Origin of the sequence: Microbacterium sp. B24, from assembly GCF_000333415.1 — a bacterium.
Taxonomy (GTDB): Bacteria; Actinomycetota; Actinomycetes; order Actinomycetales; family Microbacteriaceae; genus Microbacterium.
Map to the genome: position 1 here is coordinate 1 of NZ_BADB01000219.1, position 14,396 is coordinate 14,396.

The following is a 14,396-nucleotide window of genomic DNA, read 5'->3' on the forward strand; positions in this document are numbered from 1 at the left end:
GGAGTGGCTCGCCGCCGAGCTGCGGCGCGCTTTCGCCGGCTGACGAACGCCGACGCCGACGTGCCCTCGCGTCAGTCCAGGCTCGCCATGACGTGCTTGAGGCGGGTGTAGTCCTCGAAGCCGTAGACCGAGAGGTCCTTGCCGTACCCGGAGTGCTTGAAGCCGCCGTGGGGCATATCCGAGACGAACGGGATGTGCGCGTTGATCCAGACGCAGCCGAAGTCGAGGTCGCGCGAGAACCGCAGCGCCCGCGCGTGCTCGCGCGTCCAGACGGATGCCGCGAGGGCGTACGGCACGCCGTTCGCCAGCGCGAGCGCTTCCTCTTCCGACGCGAACGGCTGCACCGTGAGCACGGGGCCGAAGATCTCCTGCTGTACGACCTCGTCGTCCTGGCGGACGCCCGTGACGATCGTCGCCTCGAAGAAGCAGCCGGCATCGCCCTGGCGGCGGCCGCCGATGGCGATCGTCGCGTGCGCGGGGAGGCGATCGACGAAACCCTCCACGCGCGCGAGCTGGTCGGCGTTGTTCACCGGCCCGAAGAAGGCATCCGGGTCGTCCGGCGCACCCGTCTTCGCGTGATCGCGGGTGTGGGTGACGAGCGTGGCGACCAGCTCATCGTGCACGGCGGCATCCACGAGTACGCGCGTCGCGGCGGTGCAATCCTGTCCGGCGTTGAAGAACGCGGCCTCCACGATGCCGCGGGCGGCGCGGTCGAGGTCGGCGTCGGCGAAGACGAGGGCCGGCGCCTTGCCGCCGAGCTCCAGGTGCACACGCTTGAGGCCCTGCGCGGCCGAAGCGGCCACCTGCATGCCCGCGCGCACCGAACCGGTGATCGCGACCAGCTGCGGGGTCGGGTGCTCCACCAGCATCCGGCCGGTCTCCCGGTCGCCGAGGACGACGTTGAAAACCCCGGCGGGCAAGATCTCGGCGGCGATCTCAGCGAGGCGCACGGTGGTCTGAGGCGTCGTCTCGCTCGGCTTCAGCACGACGGTGTTGCCGGCCGCGAGAGCCGGCCCGATCTTCCACACCGCCATGTTCAGCGGGTAGTTCCACGGCGTCACCTGGGCGACGACGCCGATCGGCTCGCGGCGCACGTACGACGTGAACCCCTCCGCGTACTCGGCCGCCGCCCGCCCGTCCAGGTCGCGGGCGGCACCCGCGAAGAAGCGGAGCTGATCGACGGATTGGACGATCTCGTCGGCGACCAGGTTCGCGCGGGGCTTGCCCGTGTCCTGCGACTCCAGATCGGCGAACTCGTCGGCCCGCGCCTCCAGCGCATCCGCGAGCCGGAACAGCAGCAGCTGGCGCTGCGCGGGCGTCGTGCGCTTCCACGTCTCGAAGGCGCGGGATGCCGCCGCGAACGCGGCATCCACCTCCTCCGCCGTCGATACCGGAGCGTGGCCGTACACCTCGCCGGTCACGGGGCTCACGAGCGGCAGCGACGCGCCGGCAGAGGCGACCAGTGCCCCGTCGATGACGTTGCGGAGCACGGCCTGCGCCCCGGTCACGACGCCGCCTCGGCGTCGGTGACCTCCAGGGCGCGGTCGATGATGTCGAGGCCGCGCACCAGGTCGTCCTCCGAGACGATCAGCGGGGGTGCCACGTGCACGCGGTTGAAGTGCGTGAACGGCCACAGGCCCGCCTTCTTGCACGCCGCCGCGAACGCGGCCATCGGCGCGGCGTCTGCTCCCGCCGCATTGAACGGCACCAGCGGCTCGCGGCTCTCGCGGTCGCGCACGAGCTCGATCGCCCAGAACAGACCGAGGCCGCGCACCTCTCCGACGGACGGATGCCGCGCGGCCATCTGCTCCAGTCGTGGACGCACGACGCGCTCGCCGAGCTCGCGGACCCGCTCCAGGATGCCGTCGCGCCGGAAGACCTCGAAGGTGGCGACGCCCGGGGCACAGGCGAGAGGATGCCCGGAGTACGTCAGTCCGCCCGGGAAGGAGACCGTGTCGAAGTGGGCGGCGATGCGGTCGGAGATGACGACGCCGCCCAACGGCACGTAGCCGGAGTTGACACCCTTCGCGAAGGTGATGAGGTCGGGCACGACGTCGAAGTTCTCGAAGCCCCACCAGGTGCCGAGGCGTCCGAAGCCGACCATGACCTCGTCGGCGATGTAGACGATGCCGTAGCGGTCGCAGAGCTCGCGCACTCCCGGCAGGTAGCCCGGCGGCGGGATCAGCACGCCGTTGGTGCCGACGACCGACTCGATGATGATCGCGCCGATGGTCGAGGCGCCTTCCAGGATGATCGTCTGCTCGAGGTGGGCGAGCGCACGCTCGGCCTCCTGCTCCGGCGAGTCCGCGTGGAACGGCGACCGGTAGGCGTACGGGCCGAAGAAATGCACGACCGAGGCGTCGGCGGGCTCGTTGGCCCACCGGCGCGGGTCGCCCGTGAGGGTGATGGCGGTCGAGGTGTTGCCGTGGTAGCTGCGGTACATCGCCAGCACCTTGCGCTTGCCGGTGACCAGGCGCGCCATCCGGACCGCGTTCTCGTTGGCATCGGCCCCGCCGTTGGTGAAGAAGACCTTCGAGAAGCCGTCGGGAGCGATCTCGCTGATGCGGCGCGCCAGCTCGCCGCGCGTGTCGTTGGCCATCGACGGCTGGATCGTGGCGAGGCGCCCCGCTTGCTCCTGGATCGCCGCGACCAGGTCGGGGTGCTGGTGGCCGAGGTTGAGGTTCACCAGCTGTGACGAGAAGTCGAGGTAGCTGTTTCCGGCGTAGTCCCAGAACGTCGCGCCCGCACCTCCCGCGACCGGCAGCGGGTCGATGAGCGCCTGCGCGCTCCACGAGTGGAACACGTGGCTGCGGTCGTCGCCGCGGACCGCGGCATCGGCCGCCGGGTCGGCGACGGGGTCGATGGTGCTCATGATGTCTCCTTCGGATGCCGCGGACTCAGTGGTTGCTCGGGAAGCCCAGGCTGATCTGGCTCTCGCTGGGGTCGGGCCAGCGGGTCGTCACGACCTTGCTCCGCGTGTAGAAGTGGATCGACTCGGGGCCGTAGATGTGCGTGTCGCCGAACAGCGAGTTGCGCCAGCCGCCGAACGAGAACGCGCCCACCGGCACCGGGATCGGCACGTTGATGCCGACCATACCGACTTCGATGTCGAACTCGAACTGGCGGGCGGTGCCGCCATCGCGCGTGAACACAGCGGTGCCGTTGGCGAACGGGCTCGCATTGACGAGGGCGACCGCCTCGTCGTACGTCGCCACGCGGGCGACGGAGAGCACCGGACCGAAGATCTCCTCGTCGTAGACCTTCATGCCGGGAGCGACCCGGTCGACGAGCGAGACGCCGATGAAGAAGCCGTCGCCCTCGAAGCGCTGCGCGGTGCCGTCGACGACGACCGTCGCACCCTCCGCGGCGGCGCCGGCGACGTAGGAGGCCACCTTGTCGCGGTGCTCGCGGGTGATGAGCGGTCCCATCTCGCTCGCCGCATCCGTGCCCGGTCCGATCGTCAGGCCCGCGATGCGCTCGGCGACCTTCTCCACGAGCGCATCGGCGACCTCGTCACCCACCGCGACGAGAACCGACACGGCCATGCAGCGCTCGCCGGCCGAGCCGTACGCGGCCGAGACGGCGGCGTCGGCCGCGGCATCCAGGTCGGCGTCGGGCATGACGACCATGTGGTTCTTCGCGCCGCCGAGAGCCTGCACGCGCTTGCCCGCGGCGGCGGCGCGCTCGTAGATCGAGCGGGCGATCGGAGTCGAGCCCACGAAGCTGACGGCACGCACGGTGGGAGAGTCGAGGATCGCGTCGACGGCCACCTTGTCGCCCTGCACGACGTTCAGCACGCCGGCGGGAAGGCCCGCTTCCTCGTACAGACGCGCCAGGAAGAGGGCGGCGGAGGGGTCCTTCTCGCTCGGCTTGAGGACGACCGTGTTGCCGCAGGCGATCGCGGATGCCGTCATCCACAGCGGCACCATCACGGGGAAGTTGAACGGCGTGATCGCGCCCACCACGCCCACCGGCTGCTTCACCGAGTGCACGTCGACGCCGCGCGAGACCTGTTCGGCGTGCTCGCCCTTCAGAAGGTGGACCAGTCCCGCCGCGAACTCGACGTTCTCGATGCCGCGGCTGATCTCGCCCTTCGCGTCGGAGAGCACCTTGCCGTGCTCGGCGGTGATGATCGCGGCCAGCTCGTCGGCGCGTTCGATCAGCAGGTGGCGGAGGCGGAAGAAGACGTCGGCTCGCTTGATGAGGCTCGTGGCGCGCCAGGCCGGCAGCGCCGCCGCGGCCGCCGCGATCGCGGCATCCGTCTCGGCGGTCGAGGCGAAGGCCACCTCGGCCTGTACGGCACCGGTCGCAGGATCGTAGACGGGCCCCGTGCGCTCGGCAGATCCGACGGACTGGCCGGCGACGTGATGACGGATGAGGTCCATGGGGGCTCCTGTTCGGACAGTTCGACCGGGTCGTGACATGCTTATGCTGACGGAGCGCAGGGGGGAGATGCAGGTGTCTGATCGTCGCGATGTGGACGGTTCTCGGACAGAACGTCCGACCGCGGATCTTCCCGCCGTGCTCCCCACCGTCTCCGAGGTGCTGACGCTCGATGCCTTCACCCCCGGTGCGCCGGTCGTGGTCGTGGGCGGTGCCGCGCTGGAGGCATCCGTGCGCTGGGTGCACGTCTCCGACAGTGCGGACGTCGCGCGACTGCTCGAAGGTGGCGAGCTGCTGCTGTCCACCGGATCGGGATGGCCCGACGATCCCCGGAGGCTGGCGCTGTTCGTCACGCAGCTGGCCGAGGTGGGTGCCGCGGGCATCGTGCTCGAGCTGGGCGCCCACTACCGCTACGTGCCGGCGGTTCTGGCCGACGCCGCGCGCAGCGCCGACATCGCCCTGATCGTGCTGCACCGCGAGGTGAAGTTCGTCACCATCACCGAGGCCGTGCACCGCCGGATCATCGCCGATCAGACGGCGGCGCTGGAAGCCCGCGACGCGGTGCGCACACTGTTCACGGGACTCGCGCTGCGCGGTGCGCCGACGGAGTTCATCGTCGAACAGGTGGGGCTCACGCTGGCCGCTCCCGTCGTCTTGGAGACCGTCGGTCACGAGGTCGTCGTCGCTCACGTCGGCGGAGCCGCCGAGACCCGCACGCTTCGCGACTGGGCGCGCCGATCCCGGTCGGCCGCCGCGGCGCCCGACCGGGACGGGCGGACGATCGTGCCCGTGGAAGCCCGCGGCATCAGATGGGGATGGCTCGTGGCGCTGCCCGGCCCCGCCCACCTCGCGGGACGCGACGCCGTACTCGAGCAGGCTGCCACCGCGCTCGCCCTGGGCAGGCTCGCCGATCCCGGCGGTGAAGAGTGGTCGCGGCTGGGACGGCGCCGCGTGGTCGACGCGCTGATCGACGGACGATTCACCGGTCTGTCCGCGGTGGCGGCTCGACTGGATGCCGCGGGCATGCCGCTCGTCGGCACGGTGGCCTTCGCCGCAGTCGCGCTCGTGTCGTCGGGCCAGGGCGGCGACGCTGTCCCGGTCGCGGCGGCCGCCGACATCGCCGCTGCGGCGATCGGCGCGCGCGTCGTGTGCGGCACGAGCACGACCGTCGACGACGGGTCTGCCCTGGTGCGTACGCCCCTGATCCTCGCCGTGGCGGGCCGCGCGACGAGTGCCGCTGACAACCGGGCCGACGCCTTCACCGTCGCACTCGAGGACGCCCTGCGGGCGGGGTCGACGTCGGCGCGGGCGCGCGTCGTGCTCGGCCCGGGCACGGTCATTCCCGCGCTCGAGCCCGCAGCCGAGTACGAGCGCGCGGTGGGTGTGCTCGTCGCGGGTCTGCGCGAAACCATCGACCTCGTCGGCGCCGACGAGGGGTTGCGCGGCTCCTCCCGCCGGGGCGCGGACGGGAGGCGTGTGGCGGAGCGTCCCCTCACCCGGGTGGTCGCGGCGTTGCGCGACGATCACCGCCTCGTCGCTCATGCGGAGCGGATGCTCGATCCGTTGCTGGCCGAGACCCGCGCTCGGGGCGGCGACCTTCTCGACGTGCTGACGGCGCTGCTCGCGCACCCGTCCAACCGCACGGCGGCCGCCGAAGCGGCGCACCTCTCGCGCTCGGTGTTCTATCAGCGCATCGCCCTGCTCGAAGACCTTCTCGGCGTCGACTTCGACGATGGCGAGCAGGTCGCCGCTCTCCATGTCGCCGTGTTGACCCACCGGCTCCACGCGGGCGGGTGAGCCGGGCAGGCCTGACGCTCTGTATGCATTAGTGGCCGAAAGAGGCTGCCTCCTTTCGTTGTTGATCCTCCGTGTATACAATCGGAGGGTCGAGAGGAGACCGCGTGCGTGCCAGTGACCGTGCCTACCGGGCGCTGCTCGACGAGATCCAGTCCGGCGTGCTGGCGCCCGGAGCGGTGCTGGCCGAAGTCGAGCAGTCGGTGCGCCTGGGGGTGAGCCGCACGCCGCTGCGCGAAGCGCTGGGGCGCCTGCTCGCCGACGGCCTCGTCGTGCAACCGTCGCCGCGGCTCACCGTGGTCAGCGACATCGATGCCGGCGACATCCGAGAGCTCTTCGAGGTGCGTCGCGCCCTGGAGGAGACGGCTGCACGCCTCGCCGCACGCGGGGCCGATGCCGATCTGTTCGCTGCGCTGGCCGGTGAGTTCGCGCGGACGGATGCCGCCGCCGACCCCGACGCCTACTACGCCCTCATCGCCCGCTTCGACGACGCCCTCGACGCGGCCGTCGCCAACGACTACCTGACCGCGGCCCTCAAGACGGTGCGGACCCACCTCGTCCGGGTCCGCCGGCTCGCGCGCGACAACCCCGCACGCCTGGCGGCATCCGTCGCCGAGCACCGACTGATCGCGTCCGCCGTCGCCGCCGGCGACGCCGACCTCGCCGCGCACGCCACCCATGTCCACCTGCACAACGCGCTCGTCGCGATCCTCGCCTCGCTGGAAGGAAACCCATGACCGTCATCCACCACGTCCGTGTGCACCGGAGCGAAGAGAACCTCGCCCGCGAGGACCAGCTCGCGCACAGGATCGCCGAGGTCGCCGCCGACCCGGTGGCCGTCGAGTCCGACGTCGTCGAGATGATCATCAACCGCGTCATCGACAACGCGGCGGTGGCCGCGGCATCCCTCACCCGCGGCCCCGTCACCGCGGCGCGCGCCCAGGCGCTCGATCACCCGGTCTCGCGGGGAGGGGCGGGCGCCACGGTGTTCGGCGAGCCGAACACGGTGCACACGAGCCCCGAGTGGGCGGCGTGGGCGAACGGTGTGGCGGTGCGCGAACTCGACTATCACGACACGTTCCTCGCTGCGGAGTATTCGCACCCCGGCGACAACATCCCGCCGATCGCCGCCGTCGCCCAGCACGTCGGCGCCGACGGCGCGGCGCTGGTGCGCGCCATCGCGACCGGATACGAGATCCAGATGGATCTCGTGCGCGCCATCAGCCTGCACAAGCACAAGATCGATCACGTCGCGCACCTGGGCCCGTCGGCGGCGGCCGGCATCGGCACGCTGCTGGGTCTCGACGCCGACACGATCGCCCAGGCCGTCGCGCAGGCCCTGCACACGACCACCGCGACGCGGCAGTCGCGCAAGGGTGAGATCTCCACCTGGAAGGCGCACGCCCCCGCCTTTGCCGGCAAGATGGCGGTCGAAGCCGTCGACCGCGCGATGCGCGGACAGACCTCGCCGTCCCCGATCTACGAGGGCGAGGACGGCGTGATCGCCTGGATGCTGGACGGCAAGGACGCCGCGTACGACGTGCCGCTTCCCGCGCCCGGCGAGCCCAAGCGCGCGATCCTCGACTCCTACACGAAGGAGCACTCCGCCGAGTATCAGGCGCAGGCGTGGATCGACCTCGCGCGCAAGCTTCACGGCTCCCACCCCGAGCTCGCCGATCCCGCCACCGTCGAGAGCATCGTGCTGCACACCAGCCATCACACCCACTACGTGATCGGCTCCGGCGCGAACGATCCGCAGAAGTACGACCCGACCGCCTCTCGCGAGACCCTCGACCACTCGATTCCCTACATCTTCGCCGTCGCACTGCAGGACGGCGGGTGGCATCACGTCGACTCGTACCTGCCCGCTCGCGCCGCCCGCGAGGACACGGTTGCGCTGTGGCACAAGATCACCACGGCGGAGGATGCCGAGTGGACGCGCCGCTACCACTCCGAGGACCCCGACGAGAAGGCGTTCGGGGGCCGCGTGGAGATCCGCCTCTCGGACGGTTCGACGATCGTGGACGAGATCGCGGTCGCCGACGCCCACCCGCTCGGCGCGCGCCCGTTCGCTCGCGCCGACTACGTGCGCAAGTTCCGTCTGCTCGCCGAGCCGGTGCTCGAGCCCGCCGAGATCGAGCGGTTCCTGGCCCTGGCCGAGCGGCTTCCCGAGCTGACCGTCGACGAGGTGCGCGAGCTCAACATCGTCGCCCGCGCCGGCGTGCTGGCCGCGGTGGCGAGCCCGAAGGGGCTGTTCTGATGCTGTACAGCCAGACCCCGGCATCCGAGAAGCGGCGCCTGCTGCGCGAGCGCCTGCGGGCGGGTGAGCTCGTCCGTTTTCCCGGAGCGTTCAACCCGCTGTCGGCCCGGATGATCGAGCAGAAGGGCTTCGAGGGCGTCTACATCTCGGGGGCGGTGCTGAGTGCCGATCTGGGGCTTCCGGACATCGGTCTGACGACGCTGACCGAGGTCGCCGGTCGCGGTCAGCAGATCGCCCGCATGACCGAGCTTCCCGCCATCATCGACGCCGACACCGGCTTCGGCGAGCCCATGAACGTCGCGCGGACCATCCAGACGCTGGAAGACGCGGGGCTGTCGGGCACGCACATCGAAGACCAGGTGAACCCCAAGCGCTGCGGTCACCTCGACGGCAAACAGGTCGTCGACACCGACAACGCCCTCCAGCGCATCCGCGCCGCCGTCGACGCCCGCCGCGACCCGACTTCCTCATCATGGCGCGCACCGACATCCGCGCCATCGAGGGGCTGGACGCCGCCATCGATCGGGCCAAGGCGCTCGTGGATGCCGGGGCCGACGCGATCTTCCCCGAGGCGATGCGCGACCTCGCGGAGTTCGCCGCCGTGTGCGCCGCCGTCGACGTGCCCGTGCTGGCGAACATGACCGAGTTCGGTAAGAGCGATCTGTTCAGCGTCGACCAGCTCCGCGATGCGGGCGTGCAGATCGTCATCTGGCCCGTCTCGCTGCTGCGGATCGCGATGGGTGCGGCATCCCGTGCGCTGGATACCCTGAACGACGAGGGACATCTGACCTCGCGCCTGGGTGAGATGCAGCACCGCGCCGACCTGTACGACCTCATCGACTACCCGTCGTACAACCAGTTCGACGCGAACGTCTTCAACTTTCAGATCACGAAGGAGTGACATGAGCGACCAGCAGACCCCGCCCCAGATCCACAAGGGGCTCGCGGGCGTCGTCGCCGATGCGACCGCCATCAGCAAGGTCAACCCGGAGACCAACTCGCTGCTCTACCGCGGCTATCCGGTGCACGAGCTGGCCGCTACGCAGTCGGCCGAAGCGGTCGCGTACCTGCTGTGGAACGGCGAGTTGCCGACCGGCGAGCAGCTCGCCGCGCTCCGAGCCACCGAGCGGCAGCACCGGAGGCTCGCCGACGACGTCAAGGCCGTGATCGATCTGACCCCGACCGATGCCCACCCGATGGATGAGGTGCGCTCGGCGGTGAGCGTGCTGGGCGCGCGCGATCTTGCCGGCACCGGGTCCGTGCTCGATGCGAGCGGGTCTCGCGACGAGAACCTCGAGCGCAGCATCCGCCTGTTCGCCGCGCTGCCGGCGATCGTCGCCTACGGGCAGCGTCGCCGCCGCGGTGAAGAGCTCATCGCCCCGCGCGACGATCTCGATTACGCAGCGAATTTCCTCTGGATGACCTTCGGCGAAGAGTTCGACCCGGTCGTGGTCGACGCGTTCAACCGCTCGATGATCCTGTACGCGGAGCACTCGTTCAACGCGTCCACCTTCACGGCGCGGGTGATCACCTCCACCCTCAGCGACCTGTACTCGGCCGTGGTCGGCGCGATCGGAGCGCTCAAGGGACCGCTGCACGGCGGGGCCAACGAAGCCGTGCTGCACATCTTCGACGAGATCGGCGACGCCGACAACGTGGCGCCCTGGCTCGAGCGGGCCCTCGCCGAGAAGCGCAAGATCATGGGCTTCGGTCACCGCGTCTACAAGCACGGCGACTCGCGCGTGCCCACGATGAAAGCTGCGCTCGACACGCTCATCACGTACTACGACCGTCCCGATGTCGAGGCCCTCTACGCGACGCTGGAGCGCGAGTTCGTCGCCCGTAAGGGCATCTACCCGAACCTCGACTACCCGTCGGGGCCGGCGTACAACCTGATGGGCTTCGACACCCTGACCTTCACTCCGCTGTTCGTTGCGGCGCGGGTCGTGGGGTGGACGGCGCACATCATGGAACAGGCGGCATCCAACGCGCTCATCCGTCCGCTGTCGGCCTACAGCGGCGTGGACGAGCGTCACATCGAGGGGTTCGTCGACGAGGCCGGCACCTCGACGATCTCGCTGCGCGCCGCCGAAGCCGAGGGCTGAGCGCTCGTGCGTACCGCGGTCATCGTCGACGCCGTCCGCACCCCGTCCGGCCGTGGCAAGCCGGGGGGCGCGCTCAGCGGCATCCATCCCGTCGACCTCGCCGCGCTGGTGCTGCGGGCGACGCTCGAGCGCAACGGCCTGGAATCGGCGCAGATCGACGACGTGCTGCTCGGCTGCGTCAGCCAGGTCGGCGAACAGACGATGAACATCGCGCGTCAGGCGGTGCTCGCGGCCGGATTCGACGAGCGCGTTCCGGCGACGACGATCGATCGGCAGTGCGGATCGAGCCAGCAGGCCGCGCAGTTCGCGGCGCAGGGCGTCATGGCCGGACAGTACGACATCGTCATCGCCGGCGGCGTCGAATCGATGAGCCGCGTGCCTCTCGGGGTCGCGGCATCCGTCGCCGGTTCACCCTTCTCACCGGGCTTGCACGCGCGCTATCCCGACGGACTCGTGAACCAGGGTGTTTCGGCCGAGCTGATCGCGGCGCGCTGGGGCTTCTCGCGCGACGAGCTCGACGCGTACGCGGCCGCGTCGCACGAACGCGCTGCCGAGGCGCAGGTCCAGGGCAGATTCGCCTCGCAGCTGCTGGCCGTCGACGGTGTCGAGATCGACGAGACGGTGCGCCCGGGCACCACCGTCGCGGGTCTTTCCGGCCTCGCGCCGGCCTTCCGCACCGATGCCATGGCGGAGCGCTTTCCCGAGATCGACTGGCTGATCACACCCGGCAACTCTTCTCCGCTGACCGACGGCGCCTCCGCCGTCCTGATCATGAGCGAGCAGAAGGCGCGCGAGCTCGGGCTCACGCCGCGAGCGCGCTTCCACGCCTTCTCCGTCGTCGGCGACGACCCCCTGATGATGCTCACGGGGCCGATTCCCGCGACACGTCGCGTGCTGGAGCGCGGTGGACTGACGATCGGCGATCTCGACGCGTACGAGGTCAACGAGGCGTTCGCCCCGGTGCCGCTCGCGTGGGCTGCCGAACTCGGCGCGGATGCCGCCAAGCTCAACCCCTGGGGCGGCGCGATCGCCCTCGGGCACGCGCTCGGCTCCAGCGGCACGCGACTTCTCGGTACGCTCCTCGCGCACCTCGAGTCCACCGGCGGACGGTACGGACTGCAGACCATGTGCGAGGGCGGGGGGATGGCGAACGCCACGATCATCGAACGGCTGTAGAACGCCGCGTCCATTTACTAGGACGTCCATGTAAAATGATCGCTGTGCCCTACCCGGCGCACTTCCGGCTGTCGATCTGTTTCACAAGGACGTGACGCGATGAGCATGACTGTGTCCCCTTCCCTCTCCGCCGATGAGCGGGGAGCCATCCTCGAAGCCGTCCGCGACTTCGCCCGGACGCGGCTGGAGCCGGACGCGCTGGAATGGGATCGCGACAAGCACTTTCCGCGGGATGTGCTCGCCGACGCCGGCGAACTCGGCCTCGGAGGGCTGTACGTGCGTGAGGACGTCGGCGGCACCGCGCTGACGCGTGAGGACGCCGCACTCGTCTTCGAGCAGCTGTCGATGGGCGATCCCACGATCGCCGCGTACATCAGCATCCACAACATGGTCGCCTGGATGATCGACAGCTACGGCACTCCGGCGCAGCGCGAGCAGTGGCTGCCGTGTCTGATCACGCTTCGCGACCTCGGCGCCTACTGCCTCACGGAGCCCGGCGCGGGCTCGGATGCCGCGGCCATCACGACCAGCGCGATCGCCGACGGCGACGGCTATGTGCTCACCGGGGTCAAGCAGTTCATCTCCGGCGCGGGGGAGGCGTCGGTCTATGTCGTCATGGCCCGCACCGGCGAGCCCGGCGCGCGGGGCATCAGCGCCTTCCTGGTGCCGGCGGATGTCGAGGGCCTGAGCTTCGGACCCCACGAGCGCAAGATGGGGTGGAGCGCGCAGCCCACCCGTCAGGTGATCCTCGACGAGGTGCGGGTGCCGGCATCCGCTCTGCTGGGCGGCGTGGGCGAGGGGTTCCGCATCGCGATGAGCGGGCTCAACGGGGGGCGGGTCAACATCGCGGCCTGCTCCGTCGGCGGCGCCCAGTGGGCGCTCGATCGTGCCGTGCGCTACGTGCACGAGCGGTTCACGTTCGGCGAGGCCCTCGCCGAACGGCAGAGCGTCGTGTTCGCCCTCGCCGACATGGCCACGCAGCTGCAGGCGGCCCGGGCGATGGTGCGCGACGCGGCTCGCGCGATCGACGCCCGTGCCGACGACGTCGCCGTGCAGTGCGCCATGGCCAAGCGCTTCGCCACCGACGCCGGCTTCGAGGTGGCCAACCGGGCGCTGCAGCTGCACGGCGGCTACGGGTATCTGCAGGAGTACGGGATCGAGAAGGTGGTGCGCGATCTTCGTGTGCATCAGATCCTGGAGGGCACGAACGAGATCATGCGGGTCATCATCGGTCGCGACGTTCTGGGAGCATGAGCACATGAGCGACTACTCCACGATCCTCGTCTCCACCCGCGGCCGCGTCGGATGGATCACCCTGAACCGGCCCGAGGCGCTCAACGCGCTGAACTCGACCCTGGTCGAAGAACTCGCCGCCGCGGCGGCCGCGTTCGATGCCGACGAGCAGATCGGTTGCATCGTCGTCACCGGCTCGGAGCGCGCCTTCGCCGCCGGCGCCGACATCAAGCAGATGGAGGACCGCTCTGCCGTCGAGATGTCGCTGCGCAACCCCTTCGTGGGCCTCGAGGCCTTCTCGCGCGTACGCACGCCCGTCATCGCGGCCGTCGCGGGGTACGCGCTCGGAGGCGGCTGCGAGCTGGCGATGGCGTGCGACATCATCCTGGCTGCCGACACTGCCCGCTTCGGTCAGCCCGAGATCACTCTCGGCGTCATCCCCGGCCTCGGCGGCACGCAGCGTCTGCCGCGTGCGATCGGTTACTACAAGGCGGCAGAGCTCGTGCTCACCGGACGGATGATGGATGCCGCCGAAGCCGAGCGGGCCGGCCTGGTCTCCCGCATCGTGCCCGCCGCCGACCTGCTCGCCGAGGCAGAAGCGATGGCCGAGCAGATCGCCGCGAGATCGCTTCCCGTCCTGTACGCCGCCAAGGAGTCGCTGCGCGCCTCGCTGGAGACCGCCGCCGCCGAGGGGCTGCGCTTCGAGAAGCAGGTCTTCACATCACTGTTCGCGCTGGACGACCAGAAGGAGGGCATGGCCGCCTTCCGGGAGAAGCGTGCGCCGCGATTCACGAATCGCTGACGACATCGCCCGCCGACCGGCGCAGTCGGGCGACGATCGCGACGAGGTCTTCCACGTCGTCGGCTGTCAGGCCGGGCGCGGCGAACACGGCATCGTTGAGCGCCGCGGTGGCCTGAGCCGCGAGGTCACGCCCTGCCCTCGTCAGGGCGACCAGCGTCGCCCGACGATCGCCGGGGTGCGGCTCGCGCGCGACGAGCCCGGCCGCTTCAAGGCGGTCGACGGTGTTCGTCACGCTCGTCGGATGCACTTGCAAGCGGCTCGCCGCCGACGACAGCGGCATCCGTCCGTCACGGGTGAAACTCAGCAGCGTCAGCAGTTCGTAGCGGGCGAACGTGAGCGAGAACGGCTTCAGGGCCTCGTCGACGCGCGCGAGCAGAATCTGGTGCGCCCGCATGATGCTCGTCACCGCCGTCATCCCTGCCGCGGCGTCGACCCAGCCGTGCGCCACCCACTGGCGGCGGGCCTCTGCGATCGGATCGCGTGGCGACGACGGCGTGCGGCTCACGGGCATCTCCTCGAACGGCTCGGCGCCCGGAGTGCCGTGCGCGCTGGTCTCACGCTAGCGCGGACCTCGATCCGTCCCCACGGATGATCCTGAGTCTCAACGGATGCGATACTGAGTCGCACCTTCTAGAATGAATGC

The 14,396-nt window shown here is 70.4% G+C and carries 11 protein-coding genes and 1 pseudogene; 8 read left to right on the forward strand and 4 right to left on the reverse strand.

What is annotated here, in order from left to right; genetic code table 11:
- Positions 1–71: 71 nt before the first annotated feature.
- Genes I5I_RS05765 through I5I_RS05775 form a run of 3 tightly spaced genes read right to left on the reverse strand, consistent with a single transcriptional unit; the run spans position 72 to position 4,385 of the window.
- Positions 72–1,508: an aminobutyraldehyde dehydrogenase gene (locus I5I_RS05765; RefSeq protein ID WP_036317530.1), complete on the reverse strand. Its 1,437-nt coding sequence runs from the start codon at positions 1,506–1,508 to the stop codon at positions 72–74.
- Positions 1,505–2,872 (reverse strand): aspartate aminotransferase family protein, encoded by a 1,368-nt coding sequence (locus I5I_RS05770; RefSeq protein WP_036317531.1) that lies wholly within the window; start codon positions 2,870–2,872, stop codon positions 1,505–1,507. Before I5I_RS05770 ends, I5I_RS05765 begins: the two co-directional genes overlap by 4 nt.
- 25 nt (positions 2,873–2,897) lie before the next feature.
- Positions 2,898–4,385 carry a CoA-acylating methylmalonate-semialdehyde dehydrogenase gene (locus tag I5I_RS05775; protein WP_036317532.1) on the reverse strand — a complete coding sequence of 496 codons (1,488 nt, stop codon included), beginning with the start codon at positions 4,383–4,385 and terminating at the stop codon, positions 2,898–2,900.
- Between the two features lie 136 nt (positions 4,386–4,521).
- Here I5I_RS05775 and I5I_RS05780 point away from each other — a divergent pair, with 136 nt between their 5' ends.
- From I5I_RS05780 to I5I_RS05815, 8 genes and pseudogenes are all read left to right on the forward strand, one after another.
- Positions 4,522–6,180 carry a PucR family transcriptional regulator ligand-binding domain-containing protein gene (locus tag I5I_RS05780; protein ID WP_306305729.1) on the forward strand — a complete coding sequence of 553 codons (1,659 nt, stop codon included), beginning with the start codon at positions 4,522–4,524 and terminating at the stop codon, positions 6,178–6,180.
- A 104-nt stretch (positions 6,181–6,284) separates the two neighbouring features.
- Entirely contained in the window at positions 6,285–6,914 is a 630-nt protein-coding gene (locus tag I5I_RS05785) for a GntR family transcriptional regulator (RefSeq protein WP_036317534.1), read from the forward strand.
- The gene (locus tag I5I_RS05790) at positions 6,911–8,437 is read left to right on the forward strand and encodes an MmgE/PrpD family protein (RefSeq protein ID WP_036317535.1); all 1,527 of its coding nucleotides are present in this window, start codon (positions 6,911–6,913) and stop codon (positions 8,435–8,437) included. Before I5I_RS05785 ends, I5I_RS05790 begins: the two co-directional genes overlap by 4 nt.
- A pseudogene (prpB, locus tag I5I_RS05795) lies at positions 8,437–9,338 on the forward strand (methylisocitrate lyase). Before I5I_RS05790 ends, prpB begins: the two are co-directional and overlap by 1 nt.
- A 1-nt stretch (position 9,339) precedes the next feature.
- Positions 9,340–10,542, forward strand: coding sequence for a bifunctional 2-methylcitrate synthase/citrate synthase (locus I5I_RS05800; protein ID WP_036317536.1), 1,203 nt, complete (start codon positions 9,340–9,342; stop codon positions 10,540–10,542).
- Positions 10,543–10,548: 6 nt separating this feature from the next.
- Positions 10,549–11,718: a thiolase family protein gene (locus I5I_RS05805; RefSeq protein WP_036317537.1), complete on the forward strand. Its 1,170-nt coding sequence runs from the start codon at positions 10,549–10,551 to the stop codon at positions 11,716–11,718.
- Positions 11,719–11,817: 99 nt separating this feature from the next.
- Positions 11,818–12,972: an acyl-CoA dehydrogenase family protein gene (locus I5I_RS05810; protein WP_036317540.1), complete on the forward strand. Its 1,155-nt coding sequence runs from the start codon at positions 11,818–11,820 to the stop codon at positions 12,970–12,972.
- Positions 12,973–12,976: 4 nt separating this feature from the next.
- A complete protein-coding gene (locus I5I_RS05815; protein WP_036317543.1) occupies positions 12,977–13,753 on the forward strand; it encodes an enoyl-CoA hydratase-related protein in 777 nt (258 codons plus the stop codon).
- On the opposite strand, the gene I5I_RS05820 is transcribed toward I5I_RS05815, so the two are convergent.
- Positions 13,740–14,258 (reverse strand): MarR family winged helix-turn-helix transcriptional regulator, encoded by a 519-nt coding sequence (locus I5I_RS05820; protein ID WP_036317544.1) that lies wholly within the window; start codon positions 14,256–14,258, stop codon positions 13,740–13,742. The two genes, I5I_RS05815 and I5I_RS05820, sit on opposite strands and share 14 nt — an antisense overlap.
- Positions 14,259–14,396 lie beyond the last annotated feature (138 nt).